The sequence below is a fragment of the Aquabacterium sp. OR-4 genome (assembly GCF_025290835.2).
GTDB lineage: Bacteria > Pseudomonadota > Gammaproteobacteria > Burkholderiales > Burkholderiaceae_C > Pseudaquabacterium.
Window position 1 is genome coordinate 1,389,462 of record NZ_JAOCQD020000002.1, and the last position, 16,804, is coordinate 1,406,265.

Below are 16,804 nucleotides of genomic sequence, written 5' to 3' on the forward strand. Positions count from 1 at the left end.
CAGGGGTCAGAGCGGATGGCCGGCGCGCAGCGCCTGCCAGCGGGCGTGCAGCAGGGTGCGCACATCGTGCACCGGCAGGCCGGTGGCGCGGCGCAGCGCCTCGGCATGGGGCGGCAGATTGGTGCATTCGAGCACCAGTGCACCGCAGTCGGGATGGCGTGCGCGCAGGCGCGCGGCAGCGTCCAGCACCTGGACGCGGGCATCGGCCTCGTCCAGCTCGGGTCGGTCTTCGAGCAGCGTGCGCTGGAACGCACAACCCGGCGCCAGGCCCTGCACCGGAGTGTCGGGCGCGGCGCCCGCGGCCTGCAGGTGCGCGGCGCCCAGCGCCTGGGCGTCGGCGGTGATCACGCCCGGCCGCATGGCCGCCAGGCCGGGCAGCAGCAGCAGGGCCGAGCTCCACACCGGCACCGGCAGCGCCGCCTGCAGGGCCTGTTGGTGCAGCACCAGAAAACCGCAGCCGGTGCCGATGGCCGCGGCCCCCTGCGCCACCAGGGCCTGTGCGGCGGCCAGGAAGGGCTCGAGCAGGCCGCGGGCGCCCTCGCGCACCACGCGCTGCGGCGAGGCCTGCGCCACGCGGCGCCAGCGCAGCGGCATGGCCCAGCCGTCGGCATGGCCGATGTCGCCCGGTGGACGCGGAAAGCGCGTGTCGAGCATCAGGATGCCCAGGAAGGGCGTGCCGCTCGACCCGGCCGCGGGGCCGGCACTCACAGCGAGGTGGCCGCGCGCGCGGCCTGGTCGTACAGGCCCGACATGGTGCGCAGCAGGCGCGCCAGCGCACCGATGTCGGTGTTGCTGTGGCCATCGAGGTTGTCCACCAGGCAGGCCTCGCGCACCGCGCGGTACTGCTCGACACAAGCCTCGCCGCGGGCGGTGGGGCTGTAGAACACCTCCTTGCCCAGCTTCTCGGTCTGCACCAGTTCGGCGGCCACCAGCTTCTTCAGCGAATACGCCACCACATGGGTGTCCTCGTAGTTCAGCACGAAGCAGATGTCGGCCAGCTTCTTGTTGCGGCCGCGGTGCTGCAGATGGTGCAGCACCAGCACGTCGGTGATGGTCAGGTCGGCGCAGCCGGCCGCGGCCATGCAGCGCACGGCCCAGCGCGAGAAGGCGTTCCAGCCGACGATCAGGCCGAACTCCAGCTCCGACAGCTCGACGCTGCGTGGCGACACCAGATGCGAAGACGAGACGATGCCCGCCGACTGCCGCGCCCCCGGTGCGGTGCGCGCCGCGCGGTCGCTGCGGGCCGCGGGTGACGCGCGGCGCGGCGCAGCGGTGGCGGCGACGACGACCGGTTCAACGGCAGCGGGCGCGGGTTTTCGAGGCATGGGACTTTCCGGCAAAACGCTGAAGATTTATTGACAATTTATTGGAGATGTTTCTAGACTGCAAGCGACCCGCGAGCCTTTTTTGTACCTGGTGCCCGGCGCCTTGATGCGCGCATGCCGCGCGGCGCCGCGCCGGCACCGGCGACCTGGCGGGCACGATCCCTGCTCAACTTCCTCACCGTCTTGCTGGAGCGCCCATGATCCCTGCCCGCCGTCCCCTGCTGCTGTCTGCACTGGCCCTTGCGGTCGCTGGCCTGGCTGCGCCCGCCCGGGCCCAGGTCAAGTGGGATCTGCCAGCCGCCTACCCGGCCACCAACTTCCACTCGGTCAACCTGCAGGCCTTTGCCGACGATGTCGACAAGGCCACCGGCGGCAAGCTCAAGATCACCGTGCATGCCAATGCCTCGCTGTTCAAGGCGCCCGAGATCAAGCGCGCGGTGCAGGGCGGCCAGGCGCAGATCGGCGAGGTGCTGATCTCCAACTTCGCCAATGAGTGGGCGCCCTTCGGTGCCGACGCGCTGCCCTTCCTGGCCGACAGCTACGACGAGTCGGTCAAGCTCTGGAAGGTGCAGAAGCCGCTGTTTGAGAAGAAGCTCGGCGAGCAGGGCCTGATGCCGCTGTACGCCGTGCCCTGGCCGCCGCAGGGCGTGTTCAGCAAGAAGGCGCTGGCCAGCGGCGCCGACATGAAGGGCATCAAGTTCCGCGCCTACAACCCGGCCACCTCGCGCCTGGCCGAACTGCTGGGCGCGCAGCCGGTCACCGTGCAGGCGGCCGAGGTCAGCCAGGCCTTCGCCACCGGGGTCACCGACAGCATGATCTCCAGCGGCTCGACCGGCGCCGACGCCAAGCTGCACGAGCATGTGAAGCACTGGTACGACACCCAGGCCTGGCTGCCCAAGAACCTGGTGCTGGTCAACAAGGCGGCCTTTGCGGCGCTCGACAAGCCCACCCAGGACGCGGTGCTGAAGGCCGCCGCCGCCGCCGAGGAGCGTGGTCTGGCCGCCAGCAAGAAGGCCAATGGCGAATCGCTCGACAAGCTGCGCGCCGGGGGCATGCAGATCCTGCCGCCGCCGGCCGCGCTGTCGGCCGACCTCAAGAAGGCCGGCGAGGTGATGCTCAAGGAGTGGCTGGACAAGGCCGGCGCCGATGGCAAGGCCCTGGTCGACGCCTACCGCCGCTGAAGCCAGCCGCCCCGCGCCCCGCCCCATCACCAGGCCCGCCGATGTCCGCCACGCAGCACCCCCCGCTTGCTCCACCGGGCGCGCTGCGCCGGGCCCTCGATGCGCTGTACGACGGCGCGGCCTGGCTGGCAGCGCTGGCCATGGTGGGCCTGCTGCTGATGGTGCTGCTGTCGATCGCCGGCCGGCAGCTGCAGTTCCATGTGCCAGGCACCGACGCCTATGCCGGCTACCTGATGGCCGCCTGCGGCTATCTGGCGCTGGCGCACACGCTCAAGCATGGCGAGCACATCCGGGTGACGCTGCTGCTCAATGCGCTGCAAGGCCAGGCGCGGCGCGCGCTCGAGCTGTGGGCGCTGGCCGCGGCCTCGGCACTGGCCGCGCTGGGGGCCTGGTACAGCGTGCGCCTGGTCTGGCAGTCGCACCAGTTCCACGACATCTCCACCGGCAGCGACGCCACGCCGCTGTGGCTGCCGCAACTGGCCATGGCCGCCGGCAGCCTGATCCTGCTGCTGGCCTTTGTTGACGAGCTGGTGCTCGAGTGGCGCGGCCTGCGCGTGGTGCCCGGCAGCGACGAAGCGCTGCACCACGAATGACGGCCACCGCCCGGTGGCGGCACCCACCCCCACCTGCCCGCCGCCAGGCCCCCGCCCCCTGCCCACCCGGCCCGCCCGCGATGAATGACCTTGCCATCACCGCCCTGCTGATCGCCGCGCTGTTCGCCATCCTCGGCAGCGGCGTGTGGATCGGGCTCACGCTGTCGGGCGTGGCCTGGATCGGCATGCAGCTGTTCGCCAGCCGGCCAGCCGGCGACGCGATGGCCGTCACCACCTGGGGCGCGGCCTCGGGCTGGACATTGACCGCGCTGCCGCTGTTCATCTGGATGGGCGAGATCCTGTTCCGCACCCGGCTCAGCCAGGACATGTTTCGCGGCCTGGCCCCCTGGGTGCAGGGCCTGCCCGGACGCCTGCTGCACACCAACGTGATCGGCTGCGCCATCTTTGCCGCGGTGTCGGGCAGCAGCGCGGCCACCTGCGCCACCATCGGCAAGATGACCCTGCCCGAGCTGAAGCAGCGCGGCTACCCCGACGACATCGCCATCGGCTCGCTGGCCGGCGCCGGCACGCTGGGCCTGCTGATTCCGCCGTCGATCATCATGATCGTCTACGGCGTGTCGGCCGATGTGTCGATCGCCCAGCTGTTCATCGCCGGCGTGCTGCCCGGCGTGATGCTGGCGGCCCTGTTTTCGGGCTGGCTGGTGCTGTGGGCCTTGCGTCATCCGGGCCGGGTGCCGCCGGCCGACGCACCGATGAGCCTGGGCGCCAGGCTGCGCGAGTCGCGCTACCTGATCCCGGTGGTGCTGCTGATCACCGCGGTGCTGGGCAGCATCTACGCCGGCATCGCCACCGCCACCGAGGCCGCCGCGGTGGGCGTGGTGGGTGCGCTGGCGCTGTCGGCCGCCCAGGGCTCGCTCGACCGCCGCAGCTTCACCGCGGCGCTGCTGGGCGCCACGCGGCTGTACTGCATGATCGCGATGATCCTGGCCGGCGCCGCCTTTCTCACGCTGGCCATGGGCTACATCGGCCTGCCGCGCCATCTGGCCGAGTGGATCGGCGGCATGGGCCTCACGCCGGCGGGCCTGCTGGTGGTGCTGACCCTGTTCTACGTGGTGCTGGGCTGCTTTCTCGACGGCATCTCGATGGTGGTGCTGACCATGGGCGTGATCCTGCCCACGGTGCAGAAGGCCGGCATCGACACGCTGTGGTTCGGCATCTACATCGTGCTGGTGGTCGAGATGGCGCAGATCACGCCGCCGGTGGGCTTCAACCTGTTCGTGCTGCAGGGCATGACCCGGCGCGAGATCGGCTGGATCGCCCGCGTGACGCTGCCCTTCTTCTTTCTGATGGTGCTGGCGGTGGTGCTGATCTGGGTGTTTCCCGGCATCGTCACCTGGCTGCCGGCGCAGATGCGCGCCTGAGCGGCCGCGGGCGCGCGGCGCGCCGCCGCCGGCATGCGCGCCGCAGCACGGCTGCCGCGCCAAACTGCCGCGCCATCGACCCGCTGATCCACCGATCGCGCGCCCCTGCGGCCCCTAGCATCGAACGAGCGCCCCGTCCGCCCGCCCCGGGTGGACGCCGCGTGTTGCCCGTTCGCGAGGATCCGCATGTCCGACATGTCATTGCCGCCGCTGTCGTTGCTGCCATTGGGTGACGAGGCCTTGCCGCCCGCCGCCAGATCAGGCGCCCTGCCCGTGCTGCCGCCATTGCCAGGCACTGCCGCCATGGCCGCCCCGCTGGCCGCGCCCGGCTTCGCGTGGCCGTCGCTGCAGGAGCTGGGCTACCCGGGCCCCACGCCGCTGGCCGAGGCCGAGCCCTGCGAGATCGAAGGCCCCAACGGCACGGTCAGCGCCGGCCTGCTGCTGGGCCTGGACGCCGCCGCCGGCCTGGTGCTGATCAAGCGCAAGCAGTCGCGCACCCCGGTCTCGCTGAAGCTCACGCAGTTTCGCCGCCTGACCCTGATGCGCCCGCTGTCGCCGTTGCCGCAAGCCGCCGGCAGCGCCTTTGACGACACCACGCCGCTGCTGCCGCGGCGCGGCAACGGCGGCTGCCGCCTGCGCTTTCGCGACGGCCAGACGCTGCAGGTCAAGTGCATCGCCCATGCCGCCACGCCGCTGGGCCTGTTCACCTTCACGCCGATCAACATCGAGGGCGATCTGCTGCGCAGCTTCTATCCGCAGCCGATGATTGCCGAGGTCACCCACGCCGGCGCCGATGCCGACAAGACCGCCGGCAGCACCGGCGGCGTGGCACCGCCGGCCGTGGCGCGCAAGCGCGCCGGCGACAACCTGGCCATGCAGCCGATTGCCACGCCCGAGGCGCTGCGCAGCGCCATCGAGGAGCAGGCGCGCATGCCCGTGGTGCGCATCGGCGAGGCGCTGCTGGCGCTGGGCAGCATCAACAAGCAGCAGCTGTCGGACGCGCTGCAGGAGCAGAAGCTGCACCGCAACGTGCCGCTGGGCGAGCTGCTGGTGCGGCTTGGCAGCGTCACGCCCGAGCAGCTGCACACCGCGCTGGCGCGCAAGATGGGCTACCCGCTGGTCGATGTGGCCGAGTTTCCGGTCGAGCCCACCGCGGCGCTGCGCCTGCCCACCACCATTGCCCGGCGCCTGACCGCGCTGCCGCTGATGCTGCACGGCGGGCGCCTGGTGGTGGCGCTGGAAGACCCGTCGGCACGCAACGTCATCGACGAGATCGAGTTCACCGCGCAGAGCAAGGTGCTGCCGGTGCTGGCGCCCACCGGCAAGCTGGGCCGTGCGGTCGACCGCGTGTACCTGCGCCTGGGCGAGGACGGCATCGACCCCGGCAGTGACCTGTCCAGCCCGTTCTCGATGTACAGCCACGAGCAGACCGAGAACGCCGACAAGCTGCTGGCCAACCTGGAGACCGAGCAGGGCAGCGACAGCGACGAAGGCCCGGCCATCGAGCAGAGCGACAACTCGCTGGTGCGCCTGATCAACACCATGATCCAGGAGGCGCGCAGCCAGGGCGTCTCCGACATCCACATCGAATGCCCGCCCAGCCCGGCCAAGGTGCAGGTGCGCTTTCGCCGCGACGGCGTGCTGCGCGCCTACATCGAGCTGCCGGCCAGCTACCGCCAGGCGATGGTGGCGCGGCTCAAGATCATGTGCGACCTCGACATCTCCGAGAAGCGCAAGCCGCAGGACGGCAAGATCAACTTCGGCCGCTGGGTGCCGGGCCAGAAGCTCGAGCTGCGCGTGGCCACCATCCCCACCGCCGGCGGCAACGAGGACGTGGTGATGCGCCTGCTGGCCAGCGCCCGCGCGCTGCCGCTCGAGAGCATGGGCCTGCAGCCCGACACGCTGGCGCACCTGAAGAACGCCATCGAGCGGCCCTACGGCATGGTGCTGTGCGTGGGCCCCACCGGCAGCGGCAAGACCACCACGCTGCATGCCGCGCTGGCCCATCTGAACACGCCCGATCGCAAGATCTGGACGGCCGAGGACCCGGTCGAGATCACCCAGGCCGGTCTGCGCCAGGTGCAGGTGAACCCGCGCATCGACTGGACCTTTGCCAATGCGCTGCGCGCCTTTCTGCGTGCCGACCCCGACGTGGTGATGGTCGGCGAGATCCGCGACAAGGAGACCGCGCAGATGGCCATCGAGGCTTCGCTGACCGGCCACCTGGTGCTCAGCACCCTGCACACCAACAGCGCGCCCGAGACGGTGATCCGGCTGCTCGACATGGGCATGGACCCGTTCAGCTTTGCCGACAGCCTGCTGGCCGTGCTGGCCCAGCGCCTGGTGCGGCGCTGGTGCCCGCAGTGCGTGAGCTCGCAGCCGGCCACGGTGGAAGACACCGAGATTCTGCTCGACGAGTACCTGCACGCCTACCCCGACGCCGACGCGGCCCCCAGCCGCAGCGCCCTGCTCGACGAATGGCTGCAGCGCTTCGGCCATGACGGCACGCTGCTGCACTTTCATGCGCCCGGCTGCAAGCGCTGCAACGGCAGCGGCTTCTCGGGCCGCGTGGGCCTGCACGAGCTGCTGGTGATCAGCCGCGAGCAGCGCCACCTGGTGCAGATCTCGGCCGCCGCCGAGAAGATCCAGTCGCTGGGCATGCGCGAGGGCATGCGCACGCTGCGGCAGGACGGCATCCTGAAGGTGCTGGCAGGACTGACCTCGATCGACGAAGTGCGGGCGACCAGTAACACTTGAAGCGTGCGGGCCCCAGGTTCGCTCACAATCGCTGACCTGCGCTCTTGCCAGGGTGGTTTGTTGCTCGCTGCAGCCCGCCGGGGCGAACACCCGGCGCGCTGCACCGAGCCATGGGCAACCCCAAGCCCAGCCAGCCAGCCAGCCAGCCAGCCAGCCAGCCAGCCAGTTAGCCAGCCAAGCCACGCCCGGGCCCAGGCTCAGGCCAAAGCACCAGCCCAGCCCGCTCAACTCAAGGCTGACGCCAAGTCACCTTCGCGGCATTGAACATGCGCTTGAGCTCGCCCGAGCTGGCCAGGCCGTTCATCGCGGCCTGCACCGCCTGGGCCAGGTCTTCCGATTCCTTCTTGACCGCGCAACCCACCGCCCAGCCGTCCTTGCCACGCGGAATCGGCAAGGGCTCGATCGAGAAGCGGGCGTCGCCGCCCAGCACCGATTCCAGCTCCGAGGCGTGGCCGGCGGCCGCGGCCACCTCGCCGCGCTGCAGCGCCTGGGCGGCGTCGCAGCCGTCCTTCAGCTTGGTGACCAGGCGCTCGCGGTACTTGCCGCCGTCGGCGCCGATCAGCAGCCAGCCCGACAGGCTGAGGCCGTGCACCGCAATGCGCTGCTGCGGGCCGATGTCGTCGAGCGAGTCGAACTTGGGCACCTCGACCAGGCTGCGGGCGATCATCACCCGCTCGCGGTAGTAGGGCGCAAAGATCTGCACGCGCGGGTTGGCCAGCATCAGCGGGCGGTCCACCGGCACATGCATCAGCACATCGGCCGGGCCCCAGCCCATGTAGTGACCGCGCCAGACCATGTTGCGCAGGTCGTCGCCCATGTTCTCGCCGGCATGGAAGGGCAGCACCGAGGCCTTCAGGTCCATCGCCTTGGCCAGCGCGTGGGCCATCTCCACCTCGATGCCCTGGCCGTTGACGTGGAAGGGCGGCAGCTCGTGGTACAGGCCCACGGTGAGGATGCCGCGGCTGCGGATGCGCGTCAGCGCGCTGGGGCCGTCTTGCGCCAGGGCGGTCAGCGGGCTGCCGGCCGTGGCGCCGAGCGCGGCAGCAGCCGCCAGCAACTGGCGGCGGCGCAGGGCCGCCGGGGGGGCTTGGGTCATGGGGTCTCCTGGGGCGGCGCAGTATCGGCGTGATCGGCCCGATCAGCCCGACCCCGCGCGGCGTGTGGCCTTCGCGCCCGGGCCGCCCGGGCCGGGGGCCGCGGGCGTGGCCGATGGCGCTCGATCAGAACGGACGTTCGCGGCGCGTTTCCAGGTAGGCCTTGATCGACCACATGGCTTCCTGGTTCAGGATGCCTTCGAACGGGGGCATGTACACCGCACCGTTGCGCACCTTGCCGCGGCGCAGGCTGCCCAGGTAGTAGTCGTCGATGTCCTTCACGCAGGCGGCGCGCTTCTTCTCGTCCTTCAGGCTGGCGCACTCGTTGTCCATCTTGCGCAGGTCGGGGGCGATGCCGCCCGAGATGGCTTCCAGGCCGTGGCAACGGGCGCAGTTCTGGTTGTAGGCCGAGGCTCCCACCTTGATCGCCTTGTCGTTCTTGCGGTAGGGGTTCTCGGCGCGCCACTGCTCGCCCAGCTGCGGCAGGTCTTTGGTGTCCACGGCCTGCGGCGTCACGTCGCCGTGCGACCAGGCCGCGGCTGCGGCCAGCGCCAGCGCGCTGGCCACGCCGGCGCGGCGAAGGCGGGAAGAGAAAAGGTGGGGAATGCTCGACATGTTGCTGTCTCCGTCCATTGATGAAACACGATCGGCGGGCTCGACTGCAATCACCATGCCAGACCCTTCGCCCAGGAAGCATGCCCGGGCCGACTGTCATTTCGGCACCAAACGGCCGCTTCTGCATCCGCAGTCACCCGGGGCCTGCGGCCGCCCGATCAGGCTACCATCGCGCCCTCCGGGAACGCAGTTGTCCCGATTTGAAGCAAGCCGGGCACGGCCCGGGTCTTGCGATGTGTGCCCCCGCGGCGCCGGCCACAGGCGCTGGCGCCAGGAGACAACCGCCGACCGTGCGGGCAGGAGAAAAGCACATGCGTGGGCCGTTTCATCCGGCAATCGGCAGCCAGGGGGCGCGTCGCGGCAGCGAAGCACCCACCCGGCCGATTGCCTCGAGCCTCAATTTGAGCCACGACCACATCGACAAGATCGAACAGTCGCACGAGCGCTGCGTGGCGTTGGGCGTGTCGCGCATCGACGCGCCCGATCTGTCGCCGCTGGGTCGCCCCGATATGGTGGTGGTGCGCGACCGCAACCGCCGCCTGCACGAGCATGCGGCGCCGGTGATGGAGATGCTCTACGAGCAGATCGTCAACACCGAGAACATGGTCGTGCTGACCGATGCCACCGGCACCATCATCCACTCGATCGGCGACGACGATTTCCTCAGCCGCGCCAGCAAGGTGGCGCTGCAACCCGGCGTGAACTGGAGCGAAAGCACCAAGGGCACCAATGCCATCGGCACGGCCCTGGTGGAAGAAACGCCCACCCTCGTGCATGCCGACGAGCACTACCTGCACGCCAACCACTTTCTCACCTGCTCGGCCGCGCCCATCCTCGATCCGCGCGGCAACATCCTGGGCGTGCTGGATGTGTCGGGCGATCAGCGCAGCTACCACCAGCACACCATGGCGCTGGTGAAGATGTCGGCGCGCATGATCGAGAACCACTGGCTCACCGACGACTACCGCAACGTCATGCGGGTGCACTTCCACAGCCGGGTCGAGTTCATCGGCACGCTGATGGAGGGCATCCTGGCGATCAGCGCCGACGGCAAGCTGGTGGGCGCCAACCGCGGCGCGCTCGAGCAGCTGGGCCTGTCGGGCGCGGCGCTGCGCATGCACAGCCTGACCACGCTGTTCGGCACCACGGTGAGCGCGCTGGTCGATCGCTTCCGCAGCCCGCTGGCCACGCCGATGCCGGTGCACCTGAACGGCGGCCGGCAGTTCCACATCCACGCGCGCTTCAACTGGCCGGTGTGGACCAGCCTGGCCGAGGCCGTGTCGGGCAACGCTGTGACCGCGCGCGGCCCCGAGCACGAACCGCTGGCGCCCGGCGCCAGCACCGGCACGGCACCGGTCGCCCCCGCGGCCGCCGCCGGCATCGGCAGCGCCGCGCTGCGCAGCGATTCGGGCCTCGACCAGCTGCGCACCGGCGACGCCCAGGTCGGCAGCGTGGTCGACAAGATCCGCCGCGTGCTCGACCGCGACATCCCGATCCTGGTGCTGGGTGAAACCGGCACCGGCAAGGAGTTGCTGGCGCGCGCCATCCACATGGATTCGGCCCGCGCCAAGCAGCCCTTCGTGGCGGTGAACTGCGCCTCGATCCCCGACACGCTGATCGAGGCCGAGCTGTTCGGCTACGAGGACGGCGCCTTCACCGGCGCGCGCCGCAAGGGCCAGGTGGGCAAGATCGTGCAGGCCAATGGCGGCACGCTGTTCCTCGACGAGATCGGCGACATGCCGATCGGCCTGCAGGCCCACCTGCTGCGCGTGCTGCAAGAGCGCCAGGTCACGCCGCTGGGCAGCGCCAAGAGCGTGGCGGTGGATGTGTCCATCATCTGCGCCACGCACCGCAACCTGCGCGAGATGATCGAGCAGAAGGCCTTCCGCGAAGACCTGTTCTACCGCCTGAACGGCCTGGCCGTGCGCCTGCCGCCGCTGCGCGAGCGCAGCGATCTGATGGCCCTGGTGCGCCGCATCCTCGACCGCCAGCTCGGCGAGGGCCGTGCCGACGAGCGCGGCCCGCGCCGGCTCGAGCTCACGCCCGAGGTGGTGCGCCTGTTCGAGCGCTACCCCTGGCCGGGCAATGTGCGCCAGCTGTTCAACGTGCTGCGCACCGCCGCCGTGATGGCCGCCAACGAGACGGTGATCACGCGCGAACACCTGTCGGACGACTTTCTCGAAGAGTCGCGCGCGGCGCTCGGCGCCGAGGCGCCGCTGGCCCGGGCCGAGCCCGCGCTGACCGAGCCCCTGCACGGCGGCGCCGGCATGGCCGCCGCAGCCGGCGCGGGCGCACATGGCCCGTTTGGCACGCTGGCGCCCACCGCGCCTTCGGCCTACGGCCCGGCCACCGCCGTGCCGGCACCGCCGCCGATGGCCGCGATGCCGATGCGCGACAGCCCGGCCTCGATCCGCTCGCTGGAAGAGCAGGAGATCGAGGCCATCCAACGTGCGGTCGACCTGGCCGGCGGCAACATCTCCGAGGCGTCCAAGCGCCTGGGCATCAGCCGCAACACCATCTACCGCAAGCTGCGCTGGAAGAAGTGAGGGGCTGAGGCGGCCAGCCTCAGCGCTGCAGCACCTCGGGCTCCACCTGACGCCAGGCGCGCTGCCAGTTCAGCGCATGCCAGGGGTGCGCCGCCCAGTCGGTGGCCAGGCCGGGCCAGACCGGCGGGGCCTGGGTGTCGGATTCACCGCGCTCGATGGCCGCACGGGCCTCGGCCAGCAGCTGCAGCCAGTAGGCCTGGTGGCGGCGCGGCGCGCCGGCATCCATCGGCGCGCCCTGTTCGCCCAGAAACTGCGCCGCAGCGCCATCCGCGGCGGCCAGCTCGGCCAGTCGGCCGGCCGATTCGGCCAGGCGGGCCAGGTCGGCATCGCGCCCGTCGGGCGCACCACTGCCACCCAGCAGGCCGGGCGCCACCCACAGCGGCCGGTCCTGGTGGCGCCACACCGTCACCACCCGGCCGGCGCTGCGCGGCAGCCGCCACCAAATCCAGGGCCCCAGCCGGCCCTGCTCACCCTGCAGCAGCCGCTCGGGCCGCGGAATCGGCCGCGCGCCCAGATCGGCTGCCGCCCGGCCCAGCCGGGCGCGCAGCCGGGCCACGCACTGCGGGCACTGCTCGGCCATGGCCGCCGCCACCTCGGCATGCGCCCAGTGGCGCAGCGGCGCCGCGGCGGCCAGGCCACGCGCGCCCAGCACCAGCTCGGGCCGCGCCCAGGGGCTGACCAGATCGCTCACCGGGCGGCCCAGCTGGCGCCGCACCTGGCAGGCCAGCGCGCGGCCAAAGGCCGGGCTGGGCCCGCTGCCCAGCAGCCACAGCTGCGCGCCATCGGCCGCCAGCACCAGGTTCGACACCTGGCCGCGGTTGCCGACCCCGGCCTCGCCGGGCTGCGCGGGCAGCCACCACAGGCCCGGCGCCCATGTTTCGAGTTGCAACACCGGGCCGGGACAGACTGCCACCACCCGAGGGTTCACCCCAGGTGCCGAGGCGGGCGCCGCCCAGGCGCCGGCCAGGCCCAGCAGCAGGGGAATACCCTGTGCCAGGCCCTTCCAGCCCTGCGCCTTCATGACACACCACGAGCCAGCATCGCACGCTGCCACGCGCTGGCGGGTGGGCGAGCAGGCCCGCGGCGGCCGTCAGCGCACGGCATATGTCTTGCAGCGCCCACGGCCACAAAGGCCCACCCCGGGTGGGCGTCCGACAAGACCATGAGGGACCTGCTTCCAATGATTGCCATGCCGCACCGCCCCGGACTGCGCGCCCACCCGAAACCCGGGTGCCCACGGCCGTGAACATCGTGATCCTGCGCGGCGGTGCCCCGCGGCGCCGCCGGAACGATACGCGAAACGCCGATGCCGGCACGCGCGAGCGCGGCGTGATGGCCATCAGCGACGGCAGCGGCAGCGGCCACTGGGCGCTGGTGAACATGTCGCCCGCGGTGGCGCACCAGCTCGACAGCGACACCCGGCTCGACCACCACCCCGGCCTGCCCGATGGCGGGCTGCGCACCGTGGTGCTCACCGATGCCCAGGTTGACCATGTGGGCGGCCTGCTGAGCCTGCGCGACGGCGCGCCCATCGAGCTGTACGCCACGCCGGCGGTGTTCGAGGAGCTGACCACCGCGCTGCCGGTGCTGCCGGTGCTGCAGCACTACTGCGGCGTGCACTGGCATGTGGTGCCGGTGGCCGGTGACCGGCAGCAGGCCAGCTTCCGGGTCGAGGGTCTGCCGATGCTCGAGTTCACCGCCGTGGCCACGCGCACGCCGGCACCGCCGCACATGGCGCGTGGCGAGCATGGCGTGGTGGGCGACAGCATCGCGCTGGCCATCCGCCACATCGGCAGCGGCCAGCGCGTGTTCTGCGCGCCGGGCCTGGCCCAGCCGGGCAGCGAAGCCTTTGAATGGATGCAAGGCGCCGACTGCCTGCTGATGGACTGCCCCGACCACGACGCCGCGCCCGACTGGCTGAGCGCGCTGCGCGCGCTGCCGGCGCGCCACAAGGTGCTGCTGGGCCAGGCCGACGACGCGCTGGGCAGCCTGGCCGACGATGGCATTGCGCTGGCCTACGATGGCATGGAGATCACCCTCTGACGGGCACACCCCGAAACAAGAGGCATCCTCCGGGCGCGCCGGCGCGGCACATCATGGCGGGCAGGCCGCTGCGACCAGCCCGGGCAATCCACAGGTAGGCTGCGGCGCTCGGCGCGGCTACAAACACGGGGCTCACACCCACGGCATCGGCCACCCGCCAGGGCGGCCGCCGGCCACCGGTGCCACCACTGCCGCATGACACCTGAATCACCCGCCCCGGCCCGCCTGGCCATCGACTCGCTGACCAAGCGCTACGGCGCGCGCACCGCCATCGACGGGCTCAGCCTGCGCCTGGCGCCCGGCGCCTTCGTGGCGCTGCTGGGGCCCAACGGCGCCGGCAAGTCGACGCTGTTCCAGGTGCTCACCGGCCTGTTTGCGGCCGACGCCGGTGACGTGCAGGTCAACGGCCTGTCGCTGCGCCAGCGCCCTGCGGCCGCGCTGCGCCACATCGGCGTGGTGTTCCAGCAGATGTCGCTGGATCTCGATCTGAGCGTCGAACGCAACCTGCGCTTCCATGCCGATCTGCACGGCCTGCCGCGCGCGCTGGCGGCCGACCGCATCGCGGCCGGCGTCAACGGCGCCGGCCTGGCTGCCGACCTGCAGCGCCCGGTGCGCGAGCTGTCGGGCGGCAACCGCCGCAAGGTGGAGCTGGTGCGCGCGCTGCTGCACCAGCCGGCCCTGCTGCTGATGGACGAGCCCACCGTCGGCCTCGACCCCAAGTCGCGACGCGACCTGCTGGCCACCGTGCGCGCCGACATGGCCGCTCGCGCCAGCAGCGTGCTGTGGGCCACCCACCTGGTCGAAGAGGCTGCCCAGGCCGACCGCGTGCTGGTGCTGCACCAGGGCCGCCTGCTGGCCGACGGCACGCCGGCCGAGGTGAGCCAGGCGCTGGGCGGCGACTCGCTCGAGAACGGCTTCATCCGCGCCACCAGCGCCACCGGCGCCGTCAATGCCGCCGGCACCACCCGCAGCGCGCCAAGAACACAACCCGGAGACCCCGCGCCATGAACATCCGCCTCCACCTGCTGGCCCTGGCAGCAGCCTGCACCAGCCTGGGCGCGGCCGCGCAGGGCGTGGCCTATGTGTCCAGCGAGAAGGACCACACCCTCACCGTCGTCGACCTCAAGACCCAGGCCGTGACCGGCACCGTGGCCACCTGCAAGCGCCCGCGCCACCTGCAGCGCAGCCCCGACGGCAAGCAGCTGCTGGTGGCCTGCACCGACACCCACCAGGCCGACGTGATCGACCTGGCCACACGCAAGAGCGTGCGCCGCGTACCGCTGGGCGAAGACCCCGAGGCCTTCGACCTCTCACCCGACGGCAAGACCCTGTACGTCACCAACGAGGAAGACGCCGCGGTCAGCTTCATTGACCTGGCCAGCGGCAAGAAGCGCGCCGAGGTCAAGGTGGGCCAGGAGCCCGAGGGCATCAAGGTCACGGCCGATGGCAAGACCGTCTATGCCACCAGCGAGGTGGCCAACCTGGTGCACCAGATCGACGTGGCCAGCGCCAAGGTCACCAAGAACATCCAGGTCGGCAAGCGCCCGCGCCGCTTTGCGCTGACGCCCGACGGCGCCCAGCTGTGGGTGACCAACGAACTCGACGCCAGCATCAGCATCATCGACACCCGCAAGGGCGAGGTGATCGACACCCTGCGCTTCGAGGTCAAGGGCGCGCGCGCCGCCGACATCACGCCGGTGGGCCTGGCCATGACCCGCGACGGCCGCCGCGCCTTCGTCACCTTGGGCAAGGCCAACCATGTGGCCTTTGTCGACGTGGCCGCGCGCAAGACCACCCAGCTGGTGCTGGTGGGCAAGCGCGCCTGGGGCCTGACGCTGGACGCGGCCGAGAAGACGCTGTACGTGGTCAACGGCCTGTCCGATGACCTGACCATCGTGGACGTGGCCGACGCCAAGGCCCTCAAGACCATCAAGGTCGGCCGCGTGCCCTACGGCGTGGTGGTGGTCGAGTGATGCCACTGCGCCTTCTGCCACGGCGCCTTCTGCCACGGCGCCTTCTGCCACGGCGCCTTCTGCCGCGCGCCCCCGGGGCGCGGGCCGCGGGGCCGGCAGCCGCGCTGGCCGTGGCACTGCTGGCCACGCTGGGTGCCGGCGCCGCGCAGGCGGCCGGCTTCAAGCTCGTGCTGCTGGTGCCGGCCGACGACACCCGACTCGAGCGCGGCCGGCTCGAGCGTGCCGCGCTCGGCCAGGCCACCGGCCCGGCGGCCGATGCGCTGAAGCTGGCCCTGGCCGATGCCAAGCTCGAACTCGACGCGGCCGGCGCCACGCTGCAGCTCGAGGTGCTGGAGGTGGCCGACGCCGCCGCGGCCAAGGCCGCCGCCAGCCGCGCCGAGGCCGCAGGCGCGGCGGCCCTGGTCACCGACCTGCCCGCCGCCTGGACCCTGGCCGCCGCCGATGGCGCCAAGGCCCCGGTGCTCAACATCGGCGCGGCCAGTGATGCGCTGCGCGCCGCCGACTGCCGACGCAACCTCTTCCACCTGGCGCCCAGCGAGCGCATGCGCGCCGACGCGCTGGCGCAGTGGCTTACCGCGCGCAAGTGGAGCCAGGTGCTGCTGCTCACCGGCCCCGAGGCCGCCGACAAGGAACGCGCCGCCACCGCCCAGGCCGCCATCGCGCGCTACGGCCTCAAGCTGGCTGGCAGCAAGCCGTTCAAGCTGTCGGGCGACCCGCGCGAACGCGATCTGGCCAACCCGCTGCTGCTCACCCAGGGCCAGTACGACGTGGTGTGGGTGGTCGACAGCGACGGCGAGTTTGCGCAGACCCTGCCCTTTCGCACCGCGCTGCCGCGGCTGGTGGTGGGCGACGGCGGCCTGGTGGCGCTGGCCTGGAGCAGCCGCTACGAGCGTTACGGCGCGCCGCAGGTCACGCGGCGCCTGGCCAAGGCCGCAGGCCGGCGCATGGAAAGCCACGACTGGACGGCCTGGGCGGCCGGCAAGGCCCTGGTGGCCGCCGCGGTGAAGGCCGGCAAGGGCCCGGTGGCGGCCTTCCACAAGGCGCTGGCGGCGGTGGAGCTCGACGGCAGCAAGGGCGTGGCGATGAGCTTTCGCGCCTGGGACGGCCAGCTGCGCCAGCCGCTGCTGCTGAGCGATGGCCAGGCGGTGATCGGCACCGCGCCGATCGAGGGCATCCTGCATCCGAAAAACGCCCTCGACACGCTGGGCGCCGACCAGCCCGAGAAGCTGTGCAAGGTGCGGCCATGAGCAAAGCCAGCGGCGGACGCGCCGAGCGCCGGACCACCCCAGGCCGGC

Annotated in this window: 14 protein-coding genes; 9 read left to right on the plus strand and 5 right to left on the minus strand. The window is 71.7% G+C overall.

Annotated features, from left to right (window positions below):
* Positions 1-6: 6 nt before the first annotated feature.
* Together N4G63_RS18385 and N4G63_RS18390 are read right to left on the minus strand one after the other, a co-directional pair.
* Positions 7-708: an aspartate/glutamate racemase family protein gene (locus N4G63_RS18385; protein ID WP_260787397.1), complete on the minus strand. Its 702-nt coding sequence runs from the start codon at positions 706-708 to the stop codon at positions 7-9.
* Positions 705-1,325: a winged helix DNA-binding protein gene (locus N4G63_RS18390; RefSeq protein WP_260787396.1), complete on the minus strand. Its 621-nt coding sequence runs from the start codon at positions 1,323-1,325 to the stop codon at positions 705-707. Before N4G63_RS18390 ends, N4G63_RS18385 begins: the two co-directional genes overlap by 4 nt.
* A gap of 197 nt (positions 1,326-1,522) precedes the next feature.
* Between N4G63_RS18390 and N4G63_RS18395 the strand changes: the two genes are divergently transcribed.
* The 4 genes from N4G63_RS18395 to N4G63_RS18410 all read left to right on the plus strand — a co-directional run bounded on the left by N4G63_RS18395 (position 1,523) and on the right by N4G63_RS18410 (position 7,238).
* Positions 1,523-2,506, plus strand: a complete 984-nt coding sequence (locus N4G63_RS18395; RefSeq protein WP_260787395.1) for a TRAP transporter substrate-binding protein — start codon at positions 1,523-1,525, stop codon at positions 2,504-2,506.
* An 83-nt stretch (positions 2,507-2,589) separates the two neighbouring features.
* Positions 2,590-3,099: a TRAP transporter small permease gene (locus N4G63_RS18400; protein WP_260787681.1), complete on the plus strand. Its 510-nt coding sequence runs from the start codon at positions 2,590-2,592 to the stop codon at positions 3,097-3,099.
* Between the two features lie 80 nt (positions 3,100-3,179).
* Positions 3,180-4,481 (plus strand): TRAP transporter large permease, encoded by a 1,302-nt coding sequence (locus tag N4G63_RS18405; protein WP_260787394.1) that lies wholly within the window; start codon positions 3,180-3,182, stop codon positions 4,479-4,481.
* 873 nt (positions 4,482-5,354) lie between these two features.
* On the plus strand, positions 5,355-7,238 hold the full coding sequence (locus N4G63_RS18410; RefSeq protein ID WP_443112087.1) for a GspE/PulE family protein: 1,884 nt from the start codon (positions 5,355-5,357) through the stop codon (positions 7,236-7,238).
* A gap of 229 nt (positions 7,239-7,467) precedes the next feature.
* Here N4G63_RS18410 and N4G63_RS18415 read toward each other — a convergent pair whose 3' ends face one another.
* Both N4G63_RS18415 and pedF read right to left on the minus strand, forming a co-directional pair.
* Entirely contained in the window at positions 7,468-8,334 is an 867-nt protein-coding gene (locus tag N4G63_RS18415) for a substrate-binding periplasmic protein (RefSeq protein ID WP_314600037.1), read from the minus strand.
* Between the two features lie 124 nt (positions 8,335-8,458).
* Positions 8,459-8,947, minus strand: a complete 489-nt coding sequence (pedF, locus tag N4G63_RS18420) for a cytochrome c-550 PedF (RefSeq protein WP_260787391.1) — start codon at positions 8,945-8,947, stop codon at positions 8,459-8,461.
* Between the two features lie 311 nt (positions 8,948-9,258).
* Here pedF and N4G63_RS18425 point away from each other — a divergent pair, with 311 nt between their 5' ends.
* Entirely contained in the window at positions 9,259-11,493 is a 2,235-nt protein-coding gene (locus tag N4G63_RS18425; RefSeq protein WP_314600038.1) for a sigma-54-dependent Fis family transcriptional regulator, read from the plus strand.
* 19 nt (positions 11,494-11,512) lie between these two features.
* Here N4G63_RS18425 and N4G63_RS18430 read toward each other — a convergent pair whose 3' ends face one another.
* Positions 11,513-12,382, minus strand: a complete 870-nt coding sequence (locus tag N4G63_RS18430; RefSeq protein WP_314600039.1) for a hypothetical protein — start codon at positions 12,380-12,382, stop codon at positions 11,513-11,515.
* A 353-nt stretch (positions 12,383-12,735) separates the two neighbouring features.
* On the opposite strand from N4G63_RS18430, the gene N4G63_RS18435 reads away from it, so the two are divergent.
* The 4 genes from N4G63_RS18435 to N4G63_RS18450 all read left to right on the plus strand — a co-directional run bounded on the left by N4G63_RS18435 (position 12,736) and on the right by N4G63_RS18450 (position 16,756).
* The gene (locus tag N4G63_RS18435; RefSeq protein ID WP_260787388.1) at positions 12,736-13,536 is read left to right on the plus strand and encodes an MBL fold metallo-hydrolase; all 801 of its coding nucleotides are present in this window, start codon (positions 12,736-12,738) and stop codon (positions 13,534-13,536) included.
* Between the two features lie 195 nt (positions 13,537-13,731).
* Positions 13,732-14,544 carry a lanthanide ABC transporter ATP-binding protein PedB/LutE gene (gene pedB, locus N4G63_RS18440; protein WP_260787387.1) on the plus strand — a complete coding sequence of 271 codons (813 nt, stop codon included), beginning with the start codon at positions 13,732-13,734 and terminating at the stop codon, positions 14,542-14,544.
* Positions 14,541-15,509, plus strand: a complete 969-nt coding sequence (locus N4G63_RS18445) for a PQQ-dependent catabolism-associated beta-propeller protein (protein ID WP_260787386.1) — start codon at positions 14,541-14,543, stop codon at positions 15,507-15,509. The genes pedB and N4G63_RS18445 overlap by 4 nt, the downstream gene beginning before the upstream one ends.
* A gap of 110 nt (positions 15,510-15,619) precedes the next feature.
* Positions 15,620-16,756 carry a type 1 periplasmic-binding domain-containing protein gene (locus N4G63_RS18450; RefSeq protein WP_260787385.1) on the plus strand — a complete coding sequence of 379 codons (1,137 nt, stop codon included), beginning with the start codon at positions 15,620-15,622 and terminating at the stop codon, positions 16,754-16,756.
* Positions 16,757-16,804 lie beyond the last annotated feature (48 nt).